Source organism: Pseudotamlana haliotis (assembly GCF_008806375.1).
Lineage (GTDB): Bacteria > Bacteroidota > Bacteroidia > Flavobacteriales > Flavobacteriaceae > Pseudotamlana > Pseudotamlana haliotis.
In genome coordinates, this window is the sequence record NZ_WAAT01000050.1 from 74,248 (window position 1) to 94,610 (window position 20,363).

General features: G+C 34.8%; 15 protein-coding genes. 13 read left to right on the forward strand and 2 right to left on the reverse strand.

Annotated features, from left to right (window positions below; all coding sequences use genetic code 11):
- The first annotated feature begins 82 nt into the window (after positions 1-82).
- The 13 genes from F6U93_RS11710 to secDF all read left to right on the forward strand — a co-directional run bounded on the left by F6U93_RS11710 (position 83) and on the right by secDF (position 18,125).
- Entirely contained in the window at positions 83-1,114 is a 1,032-nt protein-coding gene (locus F6U93_RS11710) for a quinone-dependent dihydroorotate dehydrogenase (protein WP_150940024.1), read from the forward strand.
- 76 nt (positions 1,115-1,190) lie between these two features.
- Complete coding sequence (locus tag F6U93_RS11715; protein ID WP_150940026.1) at positions 1,191-2,054, forward strand: hydroxymethylglutaryl-CoA lyase; 864 nt, start codon at positions 1,191-1,193, stop codon at positions 2,052-2,054.
- 130 nt (positions 2,055-2,184) lie between these two features.
- On the forward strand, positions 2,185-3,384 hold the full coding sequence (locus F6U93_RS11720) for a DUF4856 domain-containing protein (protein ID WP_150940028.1): 1,200 nt from the start codon (positions 2,185-2,187) through the stop codon (positions 3,382-3,384).
- Between the two features lie 78 nt (positions 3,385-3,462).
- Positions 3,463-4,566: an imelysin family protein gene (locus F6U93_RS11725; RefSeq protein WP_150940029.1), complete on the forward strand. Its 1,104-nt coding sequence runs from the start codon at positions 3,463-3,465 to the stop codon at positions 4,564-4,566.
- 74 nt (positions 4,567-4,640) lie between these two features.
- Positions 4,641-5,999 carry an HTTM domain-containing protein gene (locus F6U93_RS11730; protein WP_150940031.1) on the forward strand — a complete coding sequence of 453 codons (1,359 nt, stop codon included), beginning with the start codon at positions 4,641-4,643 and terminating at the stop codon, positions 5,997-5,999.
- Entirely contained in the window at positions 5,980-8,403 is a 2,424-nt protein-coding gene (locus tag F6U93_RS11735) for a TonB-dependent receptor domain-containing protein (protein WP_150940032.1), read from the forward strand. The genes F6U93_RS11730 and F6U93_RS11735 overlap by 20 nt, the downstream gene beginning before the upstream one ends.
- A 37-nt stretch (positions 8,404-8,440) precedes the next feature.
- Positions 8,441-9,139: an Insecticidal toxin complex protein gene (locus F6U93_RS11740; protein WP_150940034.1), complete on the forward strand. Its 699-nt coding sequence runs from the start codon at positions 8,441-8,443 to the stop codon at positions 9,137-9,139.
- Between the two features lie 77 nt (positions 9,140-9,216).
- The gene (gene guaB, locus F6U93_RS11745; RefSeq protein ID WP_150940036.1) at positions 9,217-10,689 is read left to right on the forward strand and encodes an IMP dehydrogenase; all 1,473 of its coding nucleotides are present in this window, start codon (positions 9,217-9,219) and stop codon (positions 10,687-10,689) included.
- 174 nt (positions 10,690-10,863) lie between these two features.
- Complete coding sequence (locus F6U93_RS11750; protein ID WP_150940038.1) at positions 10,864-11,331, forward strand: DUF6495 family protein; 468 nt, start codon at positions 10,864-10,866, stop codon at positions 11,329-11,331.
- Positions 11,332-11,500: 169 nt separating this feature from the next.
- A complete protein-coding gene (gene hisS / locus F6U93_RS11755) occupies positions 11,501-12,877 on the forward strand; it encodes a histidine--tRNA ligase (RefSeq protein WP_150940040.1) in 1,377 nt (458 codons plus the stop codon).
- A 273-nt stretch (positions 12,878-13,150) separates the two neighbouring features.
- Complete coding sequence (locus tag F6U93_RS11760) at positions 13,151-14,230, forward strand: acyltransferase family protein (protein WP_191963507.1); 1,080 nt, start codon at positions 13,151-13,153, stop codon at positions 14,228-14,230.
- Between the two features lie 104 nt (positions 14,231-14,334).
- Entirely contained in the window at positions 14,335-14,958 is a 624-nt protein-coding gene (locus F6U93_RS11765; protein ID WP_150940044.1) for a hypothetical protein, read from the forward strand.
- A 173-nt stretch (positions 14,959-15,131) separates the two neighbouring features.
- Positions 15,132-18,125 carry a protein translocase subunit SecDF gene (gene secDF, locus F6U93_RS11770; RefSeq protein WP_150940046.1) on the forward strand — a complete coding sequence of 998 codons (2,994 nt, stop codon included), beginning with the start codon at positions 15,132-15,134 and terminating at the stop codon, positions 18,123-18,125.
- 315 nt (positions 18,126-18,440) lie between these two features.
- On the opposite strand, the gene F6U93_RS11775 is transcribed toward secDF, so the two are convergent.
- On the reverse strand, positions 18,441-19,127 hold the full coding sequence (locus F6U93_RS11775; protein WP_150940048.1) for a LytR/AlgR family response regulator transcription factor: 687 nt from the start codon (positions 19,125-19,127) through the stop codon (positions 18,441-18,443).
- Positions 19,124-20,158: a sensor histidine kinase gene (locus tag F6U93_RS11780; protein ID WP_150940050.1), complete on the reverse strand. Its 1,035-nt coding sequence runs from the start codon at positions 20,156-20,158 to the stop codon at positions 19,124-19,126. The genes F6U93_RS11775 and F6U93_RS11780 overlap by 4 nt, the downstream gene beginning before the upstream one ends.
- Between the last annotated feature and the right edge of the window lie 205 nt (positions 20,159-20,363).

Below are 20,363 nucleotides of genomic sequence, written 5' to 3' on the forward strand. Positions count from 1 at the left end.
CGAATATTAATTTTTTTGTGCTTAACAATTGGTTGATTTTTTATTTAGATTATTTAGCGGTATTTTTGCACAAATAATAAAGATGTACAAACTATTACTTCGCCCTTTATTTTTCTTGTTCGATCCTGAAAAAATTCACCATTTCACTTTTTCATTAATTAAAATCACCTCTAAAATCCCTGGCGTTTCAGCGATTTTTAGAAGTCTGTATGTGATTAATGATCAGCGTCTGGAACGAAAATTATTCGGATTAACATTTAAAAACCCGGTGGGATTAGCTGCGGGATTTGATAAAAACGCCGTGCTTTATAATGAATTGGCTAATTTCGGATTTGGTTTCATTGAAATAGGAACCGTAACACCAAAAGGTCAAGCCGGAAATCCGAAAAAACGTTTGTTCAGATTAAAAGAAGACCAGGGGATTATCAACCGAATGGGTTTTAATAATGAAGGTTTAGAGGCTGCCATTTCTCAGTTGAAAAAGAATCAAGGCAAACTCATTATTGGAGGAAACATTGGCAAAAATACCACTACAAAACCTGAAGATTATACCAAGGATTATTTAGAGTGTTTTAATGCCTTACATCCTTATGTAGATTATTTTGTGCTTAATGTAAGCTGTCCGAATGTAGGGAGTCACGCTAAATTAAACGACAAAGATTATTTGTTAGAATTAATTGGCGCGGTGCAAACAGCTAATAAAAATTTCGATAAACAAAAACCTATTGTACTTAAAATTGCCCCAGATTTAAATAACATGCAGTTAGATGAAATCATTGAATTGGTTAATGAAACCAATTTAGATGGTGTAATCGCTAGTAATACATCAACCGATAGAAGTGATTTAAAGGCTTCAGATGAATTATTAGAATCTATAGGAAACGGAGGTTTGAGCGGACAACCAGTAAAAGATAAAAGTACAGCGGTTATCAAATACCTTTCAGAAAAAAGCAATAAAGCCTTTCCAATCATTGGAGTTGGAGGTATTCACTCTGGAAAAGATGCTCTTGATAAGCTAGATGCTGGCGCAGATTTGGTGCAGATTTATACCGGTTTTATTTACGAAGGGCCTGGTTTGATTAAGGAAATTAATAAGGCCATTCTAAATAAATAAGGCTTGAATTTTCCGATACACGCATATTCTGAATACTTAAAAATAAATATTACTTTTAGCTTTCATTTAGAAGTTTATGTCTGCACCCATAAAAATTATTGAATGTCCTAGAGATGCTATGCAGGGTATAAAGCAATTTATTCCTACGGCTCAAAAGGTTCAATATATACAGTCTTTACTTCGTGTTGGTTATGATACCATCGATTTTGGGAGTTTTGTGTCGCCAAAGGCCATTCCGCAAATGGCAGATACAGCCGAAGTTTTAGCACAATTAGATTTAAGCAAGACAAGCAGTAAACTTTTAGCTATTATTGCTAATACGCGTGGTGCTTCAGACGCGAGTCAGCATAAAGAGATTCAGTATTTAGGCTATCCCTTTTCGATTTCAGAAAATTTTCAAATGCGAAATACGCATAAAACTATCGCTCAATCTGTGGTAACCCTTTCAGAAATTTTAGAAATCGCCGATAAAGCCAATAAAGAGGTGGTTGTTTATATTTCTATGGGCTTTGGAAATCCCTATGGTGACCCGTGGAATGTAGATATTGTAGGGGAGTGGACAGAAAAATTAGCCCAAATGGGGGTTAAAATAGTGTCTTTAAGTGATACGGTAGGGACTTCTACACCAGAAACTATTGATTATTTGTTTTCTAACCTTATTCCTGAGTATGCTCACATTGAATTTGGTGCCCATTTACATACCACGCCCAGCAGTTGGTTTGAAAAAATAGACGCGGCCTATAAAGCAGGTTGTACACGCTTTGATGGTGCTATTCAAGGTTTTGGTGGCTGTCCCATGGCGAAAGATGAACTCATTGGCAACATGCCAACCGAAAAATTACTCTCTTATTTTACTACAAAGCAGAAAAACAACTTGAATGCGCTTAGTTTTGAAAGCGCTTTTAATGAAGCTTCAAAAATATTCAAGGTTTATTATTAATTCAATATTTATTTAAATCTAATCTAAATTAATTTTGTGTGATTGAAATGTAGTTATATATTTGTGGCCGAAAACGGACGGCTATTACAAGTCAGTCTAAATAAGAATAAAAACCAAATATTAATTAGTAATGAAAAAATTAGTTTTAAGTCTCTTTGTAGTATCTGCTTTATTTCAATCATGTTCAAGTGATGATGACGGAGGAAGCAATGAAAAAAATGTTGAAGCTCCTGCAACTTATGTATTTACAAGAGATGGAAATTCAACCGTAAGTTTCTCAGGTCAAACCACTAGAATTCAAATGGCAGATGAAATTGTTTCTGCTTTAAAAGATAACGGTTCTACTGAAGCGCAAATAGACGATATGTTTGCTCATGTTGAAAATGGCGATGACTTCTTAGAATCTGGTTTAAATAGTTCAAATAAAAATGTAAGAAGTAAAGTTGCAGCTTCTACTGATTATTATTCTGCAAATAGTACTGATTCTAATGCAATAAAAGGAGATTTTGATGCTTGGATTGCGGCACAAGTTGACGAAGTATTCCCAAGTTGGGGTGATATTGCTTCTGAAGGTGCTGCTGGTGCGATTCAACAAGCAAGTGGTACTGTTCGTTATGTTAACGCTAAAGGTTTAGAGTATAACCAAGCGTTTGCTAAAGGACTTATTGGTGGTTTAATGATAGACCAAATTTTAAACAACTACTTAAGTGATGCTGTTTTAGATGCTGGTTCTAATATTGAAAATAACGATGCTGAAATTTTAGATGGTAGCAATGCTTATACGACTATGGAACACAAATGGGATGAAGCTTACGGTTACTTATATGGTAACGAAGAGAATCCTGATGTACCAGAATTAAACGCTGATCAATTTTTAAACAAATACTTAGCGAGTGTAGATGGTGATTCAGATTTTTCAGGAATTGCTGATGATATTTATGACGCTTTTAAATTAGGTAGAGCAGCAATCACAGAAGGTGAATACTCAGTGCGTGATGAGCAGGTTGAAATTTTAAGAGAAAAAATCTCTTTAGTACCTGCAGTACGTGCCGTTTATTATTTACAAGCTGGTAAAGCTGGTTTAGCTTCTGGTGATAATGGTGCTGCATTCCATTCTTTATCTGAGGGTTACGGGTTTATCTATAGCTTACAGTTCACAAGAAATAATGATACAGGAGAAGCTTATTTTTCTAAGTCTGAAGTTGAGGTGATGTTAGATACTTTAATGGCTGGTGAAGGATTTTGGAGTGTTCCAGATACGACTTTAGACACTATGTCTGGGAATATTGCAGCTGCATTTGGCTTTACAGTTGAAGAAGCGGCAAACTAAAAAAAGATTTTTTTAAGCAGCAAATGTATTTAAGTGATACATTTGCTGTTTTTGCTATTTTATACAAATCATAAAGACATGCGTACATTGAGAAACGTTTTTTTAGCCTTATTAACCGCGACATTTTTATATGCCTGTAGTTCATCGTCATCAGATGATAGTCCTTCGGGTGTTACAGATGCTTTCGATAGAGGGGCCTTGTTAGAAAACCTTGCTGATAATATCATTATTCCAGCTTTTCAAGACCTAAACACTAAACTTAAAACTCTCAAAACCGATAAAGATCATTTTATTGCGACTCCAGATCAAACCAATTTGGAAGCTTTAAGAGGTTCTTGGTTAACAGCCTATAAAGCTTGGCAGTCTGTTGAAATGTATAACATTGGTAAAGCAGAAGCATTACTTTATGGTTTTCAAATGAATGTGTATCCAACTTCAGTGCAAGAAGTTGAAGACAATATAGCCAATGGTTCATATAATTTGTCGCACCCAGAAAATAATGACGCTGTTGGTTTTCCTGCGGTAGATTATTTGTTATATGGTGTTGCGGCCGATGATGCCACTATTGTTTCAAAATACACAGATGCGAAATACCAAGCCTATTTATCTGAGGTTATTGATCAGATGCAAGCTTTAACCGAAACCGTATTAAACGATTGGACATCTTCTTACCGTGATACTTTTGTAAGTGAAACAGGCAATACAGCAACCAGTGCTTTGAATAAAATGACTAATGATTATGTGTTTTATTTTGAAAAAGGACTACGCGCTAACAAAATAGGAATTCCTGCAGGAAATTTTTCAAGCACGCCCTTACCTGATACCGTAGAAGGTTTATACAGTAAAATTTATTCTCAAGACCTAGCGTTAGAGGCCCTTTCTGCATCTTTCGATATGTTTAACGGAAAGGCCTATGCTACTAGTACAACTGGAGAAAGCTTTAAAACTTATTTAGAGTATTTGGATCGTAATGACTTAGTTTCAAAAATCACGACACAATTTAGTGATGCTGAAACACAATTAAGCGGTTTAAATGCCAATTTTTATGAACAAGTTAATACGGACAATACAAAGATGACCCAAGCCTATGACGCTTTACAACTACTTGTAGTATCTTTTAAGGTGGATATGCTACAGGCCTTCGATATTAGCGTAGACTATGTTGATGCCGATGGTGATTAGTCCATTATAAAATTCATATTTAAAGCTATCTGTAAAGTTTTTAACTTTGTAGATAGCTTTTTCACATTAAAGCCATGACCTTAAAATCATATTTTAGTCAAAATACAAATGCGGCGCCACTGGCGGTCTTCCGTGTGTTATTTGGGCTTATGATGTGTTATGGCATGATTCGATTTTGGTATCACGGATGGATTGAAACCTTATACATTCAGCCAAAATTTCACTTTTCTTATTATGGTTTTGAATGGGTAAAACCCCTTGGTAATTATACCTATCTACTTTTTATAATATGCGCAGTTTCGGCTATTTTTGTAGCTATTGGTTTGAAATACAGAATCGCGATTATCACCTTTTTTCTCAGTTTCACTTACATTGAACTGATGGATAAAACCACTTATCTGAATCATTACTACTTTATTAGTTTAATGGGGTTTTTAATGATTTTTTTACCTGCTAATGCGCAGTTCTCGGTAGATAATCTCATAAGAAAACAATCTTATCAAAACATTCCAAAATGGACTATTGATGCGGTAAAACTTCTGTTAGGCATCGTGTATTTTTATGCGGGATTGGCCAAATTAAACAGCGATTGGCTTTTTAGGGCCATGCCTTTAAAAATATGGTTGCCCTCAAAATATGACTTACCACTTATAGGCGATACGCTCATGCATCAAACCTGGTTTCAGTATGCCATGAGTTGGAGCGGAATGCTTTATGATTTAGCGATTCCGTTTTTATTGCTATATAAACGTACACGTGGTTTTGCTTTTTTATTAGTGGTTGTTTTCCACGTATTTACACGCGTGCTTTTTCCTATTGGCATGTTTCCTTTTGTGATGATTGCTTCTGCTTTAATTTTCTTTGATGCTAGCTTTCATAAAAAAATCATCAACTTAATAAAGGACTTGTTTCAGAACATAAGACCTTCAACTTTAGTTTCTACTCAAAGCAAATATAAATTCAGATTTAAAAAGCCAATTATTGCATTTCTTGGTTTATTCTTTGTGTTTCAGTTAGCTTTTCCGTTTCGGTATCTATTATATCCGGGAGAACTGTTTTGGACTGAAGAGGGCTACCGCTTTTCATGGCGCGTGATGCTTATGGAAAAACTGGGGATGTCTACTTTCAAAATTGTTGATGCTAAAACAGGAAACTTTTTTTATGTAGATAATAAAGATTTTTTAACCCCTTTTCAGGAAAAGCAAATGGGGTCTCAGCCTGATTTTATTTTAGAGTATGCCCATTATTTAGGTGATCACTTTACATCGCAAGGGCATAAAAATGTACAAGTTTTTGTTGAAAGTTATGTGGCATTAAATGGCCGATTAAGTGCGCCATATATAGATAAAACAGTAGATTTGTACCAAGAAAAAGAATCATTTAAACCCAAGCACTGGATCTTACCTTTTAACGATGACATTAAAGGCTTATAAAGTATTAATAGCGCTACTTTTTAGCGTTTCCATTTATGCACAAAACCCTGTAAATGGTGTGGTTGTGTTTTCAGAAACTCAAAAACCAATAGCCAATGTTCAGGTGTATGAAAAGGCATCAGGAATCGTGGCAGAAACCAATACTGCAGGGCAGTTTCAGTTTGAAACCGCAAAAGACGAAATGATTTTAGTGTTTTTTTCTTTTGAATATGAAACTCAAGAAATCACAATTAATACTGCGGAAGCCAAAAAATTAAAGATTGAATTACAGGATTTAACGACCAAACTTTCTGAAGTTGAAATTACAGCCAGAAAGGAAAAGGTTTTTGAAATGCAGCGTTTAAATGATGTTGAAGAAACCGCCATTTACGCTGGTAAAAAGACCGAAGTTATTTTAGTAGATCAGTCTATGGCGAATCTAGCGTCTAATAATGCACGTCAAATTTTTAGTCAGGTGGCAGGCTTGAATATTTATCAGAATGATGATGCCGGTTTGCAGTTAAATGTTGGTGGGCGTGGTTTAGACCCGAATCGTACGGCAAATTTTAATACCCGCCAAAACGGTTATGATATCAGTGCCGATGTTCTGGGCTACCCAGAGAGTTATTATACGCCTGCTTCAGAAGGCATTGCCGAAATTCAAGTCGTTCGTGGTGCCGCTTCTTTGCAATACGGGACCCAATTTGGTGGTTTGATTAACTTTAAAATGAAAGAAGCTAATCCGAATAAACCAATTGAAGTGATTACAAGAAACACTTTAGGGAGTTTCGGACTATATACGAATTTTACAAGCTTAAGTGGCACCAAAGATAAATGGAGCTATTATACGTATTTCAATTACAAAAAAGGTGATGGGTTTAGACCAAATTCAGAGTTTGAGTCTAAAAACATCTTTGCTCAAATTGGTTATCAGTTTAATGATAAGACTTCACTGACTGGAGATATTACTTATATGGATTATTTGGCGCAACAAGCTGGTGGTTTGACTGATGATATGTTTGAGGATGATCCTTATCAAAGTAATCGTGCAAGAAACTGGTTTGACGTAGATTGGTTCTTATATAATTTGAAATTGGCTCACGAGTTTTCAGAAAATACGAACTTTACGTTTAACTTTTTTGGCCTGCAAGCTTCTAGGAAGGCTTTAGGGTTTCGTACCAATCGGGTGAATCAAGTAGATCCTGGTGGCGAACGCGATTTAATTATTGGTGATTTTAGTAATTTCGGATTTGAATCACGTTTATTATCTAAATACAAGGTTTTAGATAAAGACGCCACCTTTTTAATAGGGACTAAGTTTTATAAAGCCAATAATTTTCAAGAACAAGGTCCCGGTAGTGATGGCATCGGTCCTGATTTCGAAATGGCTACAGACGACTATCCTTATTATGCCAACCAATCACAGTTTGATTTGCCTAATTTAAATGTTTCGGTATTTGGTGAAAATATCTTTTACTTGAACGATCAGTTTTCGGTGACACCTGGTTTCCGATTTGAATATATTAAAACCCAAAGTGACGGCTATTACAAGAACTTTAATTTAGACGGGGCTGGTAATGTGATTTTTGAAGAAACCGTTGAAGAAGATCAAAATTTTGAGCGTGCCTTTGTTTTGTTAGGTCTTGGTCTAAGTTATAAGCCCAATACGAATTTTGAACTTTATGGGAATATTTCACAGAATTACCGATCGGTAACTTTTTCTGATATTAATATTACAAATCCAGCCTTTACTATCAACCCCGATATCACAGATGAAAGTGGTTTTACAGCTGACATGGGCCTTCGAGGGACCTACAGACGCTTTTTATCTTATGATTTAGGGTTATTCGGGCTCTTTTATGATAATCGTATTGGTTTTGCTCAAAAGCAACTTCCCGATGGTCGTATTGTAGCCGAGCGCGGTAATATTGGTGATGCCGTAATGTATGGCGTAGAATCCTTATTCGATTTTAATTTAAAAGCTATTATAGGTTTAAATAACAACTTCAAGCTTAATTATTTTGTAAATACTTCTTTTATTGCTTCAGAATACACGCATTCTGACCAGTCTGGTGTTGAAGGTAATCAAGTGGAATTTGTGCCAGATGTAAACCTGAAAACGGGTTTGCGTGGTGGTTATAAAAACCTATTAGGGAGTATTCAGTACACGTATATGGGAAGCCAGTTTACCGATGCTACAAATTCGGTAACCCCAGGAATAAGTGGCGTTATTGGTGAAATTCCGTCTTATGATGTTTTAGATATCTCATTATCATATAGCTATAAAAGGTTTAAGCTTGAAACAGGAATTAATAACCTTTTGGATAATAGTTATTTTACAAGACGTGCTACAGGATACCCTGGTCCTGGAATCATTCCATCGGCACCCAGAAACTGGTATGCGACTTTAGAAATTAAGTTTTAAATAATTCCCGTACTTTTAAGTTTTAAACCGAAGTTCAATGCGCGTATTCTTTTTTGTGGGGTTTCTTTTTACTGCAGCCTTCGGGCATGCTAAAGAGTGGTCTTCTTTAAACGCTTTTGAAAAAACTACAGGAAAAACAGAGCTAAACGCTTCCGATTGGTTAAAGTCCGATCGACGAAAAAACAACAGTGTTTGGCATGATGCCAATGTCTATAATCTAAATAACAATCGCTTTCTAGAGTATGAAACCATTAAACAGCGTCGTGATTTTTATTTGTGGTTTGATGCCATCATGGAAGAAAGAGGCTGTGAAGTGATTTGGCCTAAAATGGCCTCGTTTATTTCGAATAAATTACGGTTAATTGATGCGTTTCCCTTTTGCATGTTCACGAAAAAAAGTGTGAAATCCTATGCCTATCAAGGTAGTGAAACAGTGTTCAATCAAGCTTTTGAATGGTTGCAGGCCTTGTATTTAAATGAACGTGTTTTAAAAGCAGACTCAGCTTTAACTTGGGATGAATTCATAATTCATAAAGAACAATATCTTTGGCTAAATCCAATATATAAAGATATCGACGAAGCCGGGCTGCGTACCATAGAACGCATGGCAAAAGGCAAAGGATTCTATAAAGTTATGGTTCCTAAGGAGGTACGTTTTGAGGAAGATATTAGTGTTACAGAAAATCGGTATGAATATGCGCTTAACGTTTTACGCACATACTGCGAAAATCATTAGTAATATTTTAACGTTGCATCAAAGTTTAATGAGATTAATTAACGTATATTTGCACGCAATTAAACTGTAATTGCATCATGATTTCACATCAAAACAAAATTCTAGGAGAAGGTCTTACTTACGATGACGTACTTTTAGTTCCTGCTTATTCAGAAGTGTTACCAAATACGGTAAATATCACTTCAAAATTTTCAAGAAACATTCCTTTAAACACACCTATCATATCTGCAGCAATGGATACGGTAACAGAAGCGGCAATGGCAATAGCTATGGCTCGTGAAGGTGGAATTGGTGTTTTACACAAAAACATGTCTATTGAAGAACAGGCCTTAGAAGTAAGAAAGGTAAAACGTTCTGAAGCAGGGATGATTTTAGAACCTGTAACAATCAAGGCAACTGATACTGTTCTAGACGCCAATAATTTGATGGCTGAACATAAAATTGGTGGTATTCCGGTAATCGATTCTGAAAATGAATTGGTTGGAATTGTTACAAATCGTGATTTAAGATTCGAAAGAAATGAAAAGCGATTAATCTCTGAAGTGATGACTTCGGAAGATTTAATTACAGTTAAAGAAGGGACTTCATTAAAACAAGCTGAAGATATTTTGCAAGACAATAAAGTTGAAAAACTTCCTGTTGTTAATGCAAACAATAAGTTAGTAGGTTTAATCACTTTTAGAGATATTATAAAAGTTAGAGAAAACCCTAGCGCCAATAAAGATGAATACGGAAGGTTAAGAGTGGCAGCCGCGATTGGTGTGACACCAGACTGTTTAGATCGTGTAAAAGCCTTAGTGTCTGCCGGTGTTGATGCTGTAGTTTTAGATTCTGCACACGGACATTCTATTAACATTTTAACGAAATTAAAAGAAGTTAAAGCTGAATTTCCAGATTTAGATGTGGTTGCTGGTAATATCGTAACTGAAAAAGCTGCTTTAGATTTAGTAGCAGCTGGAGCTGATGCTGTAAAGGTAGGGATTGGTCCTGGATCAATTTGTACAACACGTGTGGTTGCAGGTGTAGGATATCCGCAATTATCTGCTGTAATGAACGTAGCTTCAGCCTTAAAAGGTTCTGGAGTACCTGTAATTGCAGATGGTGGTATTCGTTTTACTGGAGATATTCCTAAAGCCATTGCCGCTGGAGCAGATTCTATTATGTTAGGGTCTCTGTTAGCTGGAACAAAAGAAGCGCCAGGTGAGGTGATTCTTTTTAACGGACGTCGTTTTAAATCGTATCGTGGTATGGGGTCTGTTGAGGCTATGAAAAATGGTTCAAAAGACCGTTACTTCCAAGGAAAAGAAGATGACAGCTTAAAATTAGTTCCAGAAGGTATTGAAGGTCGTGTACCTTATAAAGGCGAATTATACGCAACAATGCATCAATTTATTGGTGGATTAAGAGCGGGAATGGGATACTGTGGTTCTGCAACAATTGAAGATCAGAAAAACAATTCAGAATTTGTGAAAATTACAGCTTCTGGTATTGCTGAAAGTCACCCACATGATGTAACAATTACGAAAGAAGCACCTAACTATTCTCGATAGGTTTTAGTTTTCTTAAAAATTATAAAAGGAAGGCTGTCTGTTTTAGATGGCCTTTTTTATGGACTATAAGTACAGAGAACTAAGAGATATTTTATAAATTTGCAAGCTGTTTTAATAGGGTTTTTTCTATGAAATACACCTCAATTAAAGCATTTTATCTATAGATTTTATTACATGAAATATTCAAGACTTACAAAAGAACAATTCGAAGAATTGGAACAAGAATTCATAAATTTTTTAGCTACGCAGTCTATTACCGGCGAGGAGTGGGCAAATCTAAAAGAAAACAAACCTGATTTAGCAGAAATGGAATTGGATGTGTTTAGTGATTTAATTTGGGAAGGTGTTCTAAATAAAGCGGAATATATGGAGCATATTTCAGCACAACACATGTATTTATTTCGATTGGGAGAAGCCAATATGCAAGCCATTGTAGTAAATATTAAAAATGATCAAGATATTACTACGCCTGAAGGTTATGAGTGGCTTCGTAATAACCTAATGGACGATCAAGTTGAGTTTTTACAAGCTGATAAAGATTATACAGACGATAAAAATCTTGATAAATTTAAAATGATTGAACAAGGTGCTGTAATTACAAAAGGCGATTTGTTTAAGTATTTTAATAAGATAATTAATTAGAAACCGTTGATTTGTCACGCTTAGCGTGTTTTTATGGCTCTCTATAAGTATAGAATGGTCTAACTGTGAAAATGTGATGCTGAAACAAGTTCAGCATGACGAACATGATTTGGCGTATTAAAAAATAATATTAATAATTAAAAAGATACCTGCCTTTGCAGGCGTTTATATGGCTCAAAAACCAAGCATACCAAAAGGTACCAGAGATTTTAATCCAGAGCAAGTCGCTAAGAGAAACTATATTTTTAACACCATAAGAGGTGCTTTTCAAACCTTCGGGTTTCAGCCTATTGAAACACCAAGTTTTGAGAATTCAAACACCTTAATGGGGAAGTATGGCGATGAAGGGGATCGTTTAATCTTTAAAATTTTAAATTCTGGAGATTTTTTAGCCAAAGCCAATGCTGAAGCTTACGCTGAAAAAGATTCTACTAAAATCACAGCTTCGATTTCAGAAAAAGCTTTACGTTATGATTTAACCGTGCCCTTCGCGCGTTACGTGGTACAACACCAAAACGAGATTGAGTTTCCGTTTAAGCGTTATCAAATTCAACCAGTTTGGCGTGCCGATCGTCCGCAAAAAGGACGTTTTAGAGAGTTTTTTCAATGTGATGCCGATGTAGTTGGTTCTAAGTCATTGTGGCAAGAAGTGGAATTTATTCAACTTTACGATACGGTGTTTTCAGCTTTAAAATTAGAGGGCGTAACCATTAAAATCAATAACAGAAAAATTCTTTCTGGAATTGCTGAAGTTATTGGTGCTAGTGATAAGCTAATCGATTTCACTGTAGCTTTAGATAAGCTTGATAAAATAGGTGAGGAGAAAGTAAAAGAAGAAATGCTAGGTAAAGGAATTTCAGAAGAAGGGATTTCAAAACTTCAGCCTTTATTTACACTTTCAGGTTCTTTTGAATCTCAAATAGACAGTTTAAAAAGTATTTTAAGTACTTCCGAAGAAGGTTTAAAAGGTATTGAAGAGCTTGCTTTTATTGACGCGGCAATTTCTGAATTAGGACTTTCTACAGCTAAATTACAATTGGATGTGACTTTGGCAAGAGGTTTAAACTACTATACAGGAGCTATTTTTGAAGTCTCTGCTCCAGAAAACGTGAAAATGGGATCAATCGGTGGCGGTGGTCGTTACGATGATTTAACGGGGATATTCGGGTTGAAAGATGTGAGTGGTGTTGGTATAAGCTTCGGACTAGATCGTATTTATCTGGTTTTAGAAGAATTAGGCTTATTTCCTGAAACCGTTAACAAAAATGTAGAGGTTTTATTCATAAACTTTGGAGATAAAGAAGCTTTATTCAGCTTGAAAGCTATTAAAGTCCTACGAAAAAATGATGTGAATGCCGAGTTGTATCCTGATGCAGCTAAAATGAAAAAGCAAATGAATCATGCCAATAAGCGTGAAATTCCGTTTGTGGTTTTAGTAGGTGAACAAGAAATTGAAGCCAATCAGTTTACCTTAAAAAATATGATTACAGGAGATCAAGATAAAGTCTCGATTGACGAATTGATATTAAAAGTAATAGGAAGTTAGTTTAAAGGTGCTTAGTGTGGTCATGCTATTATGCTTGAAATTTCATTATGGCTTTACGATGGGTGCCAAAAATTAATGCCAATCAATATATTTTTAAAAAGTTCTGAATTAATGTTCAGGACTTTTTTTATTCAATTTATTGAATATTAAGAGGTTTAGGTGTAGTAATTAGCCTGTTTTTTCATGTTATCGTGTTTTTTGGGAGTAAGTCCATTAAATAAATTGCTTAGGTGCTTATCAATTATATTTAATCTAACCTTTTTAATGCCATTGATGACCTTTATAAATTCAATTAACCATTATAGAGCCTTAGCTATTGTTTTAATAGTTTCAGCACATGCCTTTGATATTTCCTTAGTGACCATTGATACTTTTTTTGAAAGCGTCATTAAGAATTTAATTTCTGGCGGAACCATTAATTTTGTGTTCATTTCAGGGTTTCTTTTTTACACGGTTTTTTACCATCGCTTTGATTTTAAAAAGTTTTTAAACAATAAAGTTAAGCGGCTTTTATTGCCTTATTTGTTTTTGTCGGTGGTTCCAATATTTTTATACCTTTATGCAAAACCTGATTTTTGGGAGGTTTCCATTCTAAATTATGATCTTACACAAGGGTCTGTTGCACATTATTTCATATCAATTTTTAAATTTTTAATAAGTGGTGCTCATATGGTGGCATATTGGTATATACCATTTGCTATGCTACTATTTTTATTTTCGCCATTACATGTTAAATTTATTGAGTTGAAATTGAATTATCAAGTGTTTATAGTCAGTGGTTTACTGCTTATAGCTTTGTTTGTGCATAGGCCTCATGAGAAAATTAGAGCCTATCAAGTGATACATTCGTTGTTCTATTTTATGCCGGTATATTTATTGGGTATCCTGTGTGCGCAACAAAGAAATAATATTTATAAGATGCTGAAAAATAAAGAGTTGGTTTTGTTAGGCGCTGTGTTAGGTTTAGCTGTATTTCAGTCGTATTTGGGCTATGTTGGAAATTACCACTATGATATTGATAAAATTGATGGATCTATAGATCTTATTTTATTACAAAAAATAATCATGTGCTTTTTCTTTATGGTTTGGTTAAATAGGTTTGAAGATAGAAAGCACCCTTGGATAGATACCTTAGCAAAATTTAGCTTCCCTATATTTTTCTTACACGCTTATGTTCTTAACTTTTTATTTGTAATTCATGACCATTTCAAACATTATATTACTTCACCTTGGTTAGCGTACTTGTTTTTTACGTTTTTACTAGTTGCTTTTAGTATCGTGTTGGCCAAAATTACGACTAGATTGTTTCCTAAGTACGCTTTCATGCTTATTGGTTATGGAAGTAAAAAATAAGATTCTAGTAAGTATAGAATCCTAGGGTCGTTTGATATTCAATTAAAATCATAATTTCACTAAGACAGTAGTAATAAAGTCTTTATTTTTATATATTTGGCGCCATGATAGCAAGATGGTGTCTTAGTACTTTTATTTTAAGCTTAACTTTATTTGGCGTTGTTTCTCAACACCAAGTACAGGCACCTAACCAAGAAATTGTATTGCAGTTTACAGATGTTGAATTAACATCTCAAGACGTTCAAAATACCATTGAAGGGGTTAAAAATCAATTGCTAACCGTAGGCGGAAGCCATATTAAGGTTAAGACACAGAGCCATGGCAAATTAAAAATAAGCTATTACAGTGATGCCGATGTTTCTAGTATAAAAGCGGCCTTATCTAAATCTGAATATATCGCATTGGCTTTAGCTGACGATGATTCTTCTTCTGAGCAGTTCCCTGTTTCAGATGCTCCAATTAAATATGACCTTGACGTTTACGAAATACAATCTGCAAGCCATGCCGATTGGGGTTTTGAAGGCACTCTAGCTTTACAAATAGATACCAAGAGTGACCGTTTTGTGAGTCCGAGTACCAGCATGTCAGTTGGAGATTTAGCACATTTAAAATCAAATACTTCATATAAAACAACTTTTAAAGTTTGCAAAAATGTAATGCTAACCATTGGTGAAGCTTTACATGCGATTCCAGAAGTTCGTGCAGGCCCCTTAGCTTTAGAAGCGTAATATGGTTTATAATAATCTTCAATAAACCGAGTGCTTTACAATTCATAAACAATCAAATTAAGCTTCATAATTATTAGAAAAATGAAGCCACAATCTTAATTCACAAAACATTGTCAATTTTGAAGGTAAATTCTATATTTGCCCGATTCAAAAATTGACGTAAAAAATATATAATGCAAAACAAAGGACTAGTAAAATTGTTTGCCCTTTTGTTTGGTTTGGTAAGTATTTATCAGTTATCATTCACATTCAAGGCAAATCAAATTGAAAAAGAAGCTGTAGAACTAGCAGCTCAAAAGATTCCATCTTCTGAAGAGAATTATCATGCAAAACGCAGCCAAGAAGAGGCAGACTACTTGCAATCTATTGCAACAGATACCGTTTATAACATGGGTGTTGCAAAATTCACTTTCAATGAAGTGAAACAAAAGGCCATGAATTTAGGTCTTGATTTAAAAGGAGGTATTAACGTAATTCTTCAGGTATCTGTAAAAGATATCTTAAAAGGATTAGCAAATAATACAGCCGATCCTACTTTTAATAAAGCTTTAGAAGATGCTACAGAGCTTCAAAGAAATGGTCAAAACACCTATTTAGAAGATTTCTTTACCGCTTTTGATGCGATTAAAGGTGATAAGAAATTAGCCTCTCCAGATATTTTCTATACGAAAGCCTTAGATGGTGAAATTGACGGAAGCATGTCTGATGACGATGTAAAAGTAGTTATCGAAAGAAAAATTGATGAGTCTATCGTATCGGCTTTTGAAGTATTACGTAAACGTATTGATGAGTTTGGTGTAACGTCACCTAACATTCAACGTTTAGGGACTTCAGGACGTATCTTAGTTGAGTTACCAGGCGTTAAAGATGTTGAACGTGCTACAAGTTTATTACAAAGTACAGCGCAATTAGAGTTTTGGGATGCTTATAAAGGTGAACAATTTGGTCAATTTATAGCACAAGCTAATGAAGTAATAAGAGCTTCTACTGAAGCTAAATCAGATGCTTCGGAAGCAACAGCAGAAACTGAAGAAGATGCTAAATCTTCTCAAATTGATGATTTATTAGGGGATGCAGAAACAGATTCTACGGCTGTAGCTGCGGTTAACCCAATTTTCGACTTAATTAGAGGTGTTGGTTACCCAGGTGGACCAATCATTGCAAAATTTGAAAGTAAAGATAAAGCCACTGTTCTTGATTATTTAAACAGAAAGGAAGTTAGAGCTTTATTACCATCAGAACAACGTTACGCAAAGTTTGCTTTTGGTAAGCCAGAAAAAGATAGCGACTTAATTGATTTATATGCCTTAGTTGGTAACAGAGAAAATATTCCACCATTAAGTGGTGATGTCGTAACAGACGCTAGAAACCAATTTAGCGCTGTAGGAAAGTCTGAAGTATCTATGCAAATGAATGCAAAAGGTGCTAAGATTTGGGAAGAAATGACTGGAAATGCTTACGCTCAAGGAAGTCAGATTGCCATTGTTTTAGATAACATTGTTTATTCTGCTCCAGGTGTGACTACAGGTGCTATCTCAGGAGGAAGTTCTTCTATTTCTGGTGATTTTTCTTTAAACGAAGCTATCGATTTAGCAAACGTATTACGTGCTGGTAAATTACCTGCTTCTGCAGATATCATCTCTAGTGAGGTTGTAGGACCTTCTTTAGGTAAAGAAGCTATTGAAAGTGGTACCATGTCTTTCATGATTGCCTTGGCTTTAGTGTTATTATGGATGATTTTCTATTACGGAAAATCTGGTTTATTTGCTGATATCGCGATGTTATTAAACATCTTATTAATCTTTGGTGTGTTATCAGGGTTAGGAGCAGTACTAACTTTACCTGGTATTGCCGGTATTGTATTAACCATTGGTATGTCTGTGGATGCCAATGTACTTATATTTGAGCGTATTCGTGAAGAATTAGCCAAAGGAAAGAGTCAAGTGGAAGCGATTAAAGACGGATTTGGAAATGCCTTATCTTCGATTTTAGATGCGAATATTACAACTGGTTTAACGGCCTTAATCTTATTTGTATTCGGTACAGGACCAATTAAAGGTTTCGCAACAACTTTATTAATTGGTATCGCAACCTCTTTATTTACAGCAATCTTTATTACTAGATTATTAATTGACTGGTATGCAAATAAAGGTGGTAAATTAGATTTCTCTACGAGTCTTACAAAAAACCTTTTCAGAAACATTAATATTGAATTCTTAAAGAAACGTAAGATTGCTTACATCATTTCTGGATTATTAATCGTATTATCTATTGGTTCATTATTAACTAATGGATTAGATCAAGGTGTTGATTTTGTTGGAGGTAGAACTTACCAAGTTCGTTTTGCTCAGTCGGTTTCTTCTTCTGAAGTGACTAATGTTTTATCTGATCCTGCTGTATTTGGTAGTGCAGATGCTAAAACCTTTGGTTCTTCTAATCAGTTGAAAATCACAACAAAATATAAAGTAAACGAAACAGGAACAGAAGCTGATGAAGAAATTAGAAAGAAACTTTACGATGCTTTAGTACCTTACTTAGAAGGGATTTCATATGAAGAATTCATCGATTTAAATGATGAAGACAAGCAAGTTGGTTTATTAGAAACTTATAAAGTATCTCCAACGATTGCTGATGATATAAAACAAGCTTCTTTATGGGCCGTAATCGGATCTTTAATTGTAGTATTCTTATACATCTTATTCCGTTTCAAGAAATGGCAATTCTCTTTAGGAGCTGTATTAGCTGTATTCCATGATGTTGTGATTGTATTAGGGGTATTCTCTTTAACATACAAATTCATGCCATTCAACATGGAAATCAACCAAGCATTTATCGCAGCCATATTAACAGTGATTGGTTACTCATTAAATGATACCGTGGTAGTGTTTGATAGAGTACGTGAATACCTTAACGAGCATACCTCTTGGGATTTTGATAAAGTGGTAGATGTATCGTTAAGTAGCACATTAAGTAGAACCTTAAATACCTCTTTAACAACTTTAGTGGTATTATTATCAATCTTTATTTTCGGTGGAGATTCTATTAGAGGATTCATGTTCGCCTTAATTGTAGGTGTTATTGTTGGTACTTATTCTTCTTTATTCATAGCAACGCCTGCGATGTATGAAACAGTAGATAAGTCAAACAAAAAGAAAGTAAACGCTTAAGAAAGCTAGAAATTAGCTTATTGACATAAAAAAAGCCTGTTAGCATTAGTTAACAGGCTTTTTTATGGTTTTTTAACAACCAACAAGCAAAATAATTTCTCGCCAAGGGGCTAAGTGAAATAATTAATAATGAAAAATTAATAATTAAAAACGGTCAACTCTATTTAGGGAAGTTCAAATGGTCAAGATTATTTAGGCATTTCAATTTGTTCTGAGGTGCGAAAAAACTCAGTGCAACTCTGTGAAACCTCAGTGTAGCTCTGTGTAATAGCCACGCAAGAGTAAGCATACGAAAACCAATAACCAACAACTAGTTTACAACTTTAAAATATTTTTAGTAAAGTGCTCTTTATAAGCACGTCCCATAGGAACCTCAAATCCTCCTTGCAGGTACACTAAATTACTCACCAGTTTCTCTATTTTATGAATGTTTAAAATATAAGATTTATGAATGCGGTAAAACTGATGTTGAGGGAGGACCTCATTCCAATGGCGTAAAGGTTCGTTTGATAAGTATTTTTTTTCTGCTGTGATAATTTCGGTGTAATCAGAATCTGATGCGATAAATACAATGTCATCAATGTTGATTTTAATATGCTCATAGCCTGACTTGATAAAGATTTCTTTGGTTTCTTCGGAAGGGTTTGCGTGTATTGTCGTGTTCACTTTTGAAACAGCTTGAAAGAACCGCTGAAAGGAAAAGGGCTTCAGTAAATAATCAACCACATTAAGCTCATAACTCTCCAAAGCATATTCTGAAAAAGCTGTGGTTAATATCACCTGCGGAATGTTTTTAGCACTTTTTAAAAACTCAATACCTGATATTTTAGGTAAATGAATGTCTAAAAACATCAAATCAATAGCTTCTGTTTTTAGAAATTCCATGGCTTGTACAGCATCTGAAAACACGCCTTTCAAACTTAAAAAATCCACCTCACCAATGTATCGTTTTAAAATACGCTGTGCTGGCGGTTGATCTTCTATAATTATACAGGTTATCATTCGGCTATTTTATGAAGCTTTAAAGTTAATTTAATATCGTAAATGTTATCAGAATCATTAATGCTTAATTCATGCGCATCGGGATACAGTAAATCTAAACGTTTTTTGACGTTTTTTAAACCAATACCATGGGTTAAGTTATCTGGTTTATTAAAAGGCATGAAATTGTTTCTACAGTGAAACTTCAGCGTGTCAACTTCCATGGAAATGGTAATGTCAATTTTAATGTCTTCCGATTGTGCTGATTGGCTATGCTTAAAGGCGTTTTCAATAAAAACTACTAGAATGAGCGGTGCAATCTCGTACTGTCCATTGATGCCTTCCGAAGAGAAATTGATCAGTCCACGCTCCTCTATCTGAAGTTCATTGAGTTGCGTGAAGTTTTTTAAATGTTCAATTTCTTTAATTATAGATACGAATCTGGCTTTACATTCATAAAGCATATAGCGTAAAACAGAACTCAATTCTAATATAATCACCGGTGTTTTTGGTGAGGATTCAATCGCGTATGAATATAAATTATTCAAGTTGTTAAACAGAAAATGCGGATTGATTTGTGATTTTAAAAACTGAAGCTCACTCTCTTGAATGTGTGAGGTAAGTTTTTCCACTTGGCGCTGTTTTACAATAGCATCCCAGGTAAACTTAAAACCCGATAAAATGGTAATGATTGGTAGAATATCAGCTAACATATAAAACCAACCAGGGAAGGTGCTGGAGCGTTTGGTGTTCGGGAAAAATACTTTTTCGAGGAAATATTCTTCCGTAAGAATCACAACAACAATCACTAAAATGAGACTCGCTGTAAACATCAGGTATTTTTTCTTGTAGAAAAAAACAGGAATTAAAACATAACTAATAACCAAAGCAGTTAAGGCATAGTTTATAAATGAAAAAATACGATACGGTTCAAAATCAAAGGCTCTGGTTTTTCCGTTGTAAGCGTAAAAGACAAAGACGAGTAGGTGTAAAAAAATCTGGAATAATAATTCTTTCCAGTTGATTTTGTTAAAAGTTTTTGCTCTGGACATGCTTCGAATTTACAATATAAAGCACAATAATAAAAAGCCCTTCTGTAAACAACAAGATTAAGCATGCAAACGTATGTTGTAAGGACTTTTACTTGGGTTTAACGCTTCATTGTGGTCCTTAAAAGCCCCTATTTTAGCTTTGCTTGTTGTTTGGTGGAGAGTTATTGTCGTTTACAGAATACAATCGTTTTTTTGTGAAAAATTG

Coding starts and splice junctions, on each gene's coding strand:
- guaB (WP_150940036.1), top strand. CDS start 9,217: ATGATTTCACATCAAAACAAAATTCTAGGAGAAGGTCTTACTTACGAT.
- F6U93_RS11750 (WP_150940038.1), top strand. CDS start 10,864: ATGAAATATTCAAGACTTACAAAAGAACAATTCGAAGAATTGGAACAA.
- F6U93_RS11765 (WP_150940044.1), top strand. CDS start 14,335: ATGATAGCAAGATGGTGTCTTAGTACTTTTATTTTAAGCTTAACTTTA.
- hisS (WP_150940040.1), top strand. CDS start 11,501: ATGGCTCAAAAACCAAGCATACCAAAAGGTACCAGAGATTTTAATCCA.
- F6U93_RS11735 (WP_150940032.1), top strand. CDS start 5,980: ATGACATTAAAGGCTTATAAAGTATTAATAGCGCTACTTTTTAGCGTT.
- F6U93_RS11720 (WP_150940028.1), top strand. CDS start 2,185: ATGAAAAAATTAGTTTTAAGTCTCTTTGTAGTATCTGCTTTATTTCAA.
- F6U93_RS11760 (WP_191963507.1), top strand. CDS start 13,151: ATGACCTTTATAAATTCAATTAACCATTATAGAGCCTTAGCTATTGTT.
- F6U93_RS11775 (WP_150940048.1), bottom strand. CDS start 19,127: ATGATAACCTGTATAATTATAGAAGATCAACCGCCAGCACAGCGTATT.
- F6U93_RS11725 (WP_150940029.1), top strand. CDS start 3,463: ATGCGTACATTGAGAAACGTTTTTTTAGCCTTATTAACCGCGACATTT.
- F6U93_RS11710 (WP_150940024.1), top strand. CDS start 83: ATGTACAAACTATTACTTCGCCCTTTATTTTTCTTGTTCGATCCTGAA.
- F6U93_RS11730 (WP_150940031.1), top strand. CDS start 4,641: ATGACCTTAAAATCATATTTTAGTCAAAATACAAATGCGGCGCCACTG.
- F6U93_RS11780 (WP_150940050.1), bottom strand. CDS start 20,158: ATGTCCAGAGCAAAAACTTTTAACAAAATCAACTGGAAAGAATTATTA.
- secDF (WP_150940046.1), top strand. CDS start 15,132: ATGCAAAACAAAGGACTAGTAAAATTGTTTGCCCTTTTGTTTGGTTTG.
- F6U93_RS11740 (WP_150940034.1), top strand. CDS start 8,441: ATGCGCGTATTCTTTTTTGTGGGGTTTCTTTTTACTGCAGCCTTCGGG.
- F6U93_RS11715 (WP_150940026.1), top strand. CDS start 1,191: ATGTCTGCACCCATAAAAATTATTGAATGTCCTAGAGATGCTATGCAG.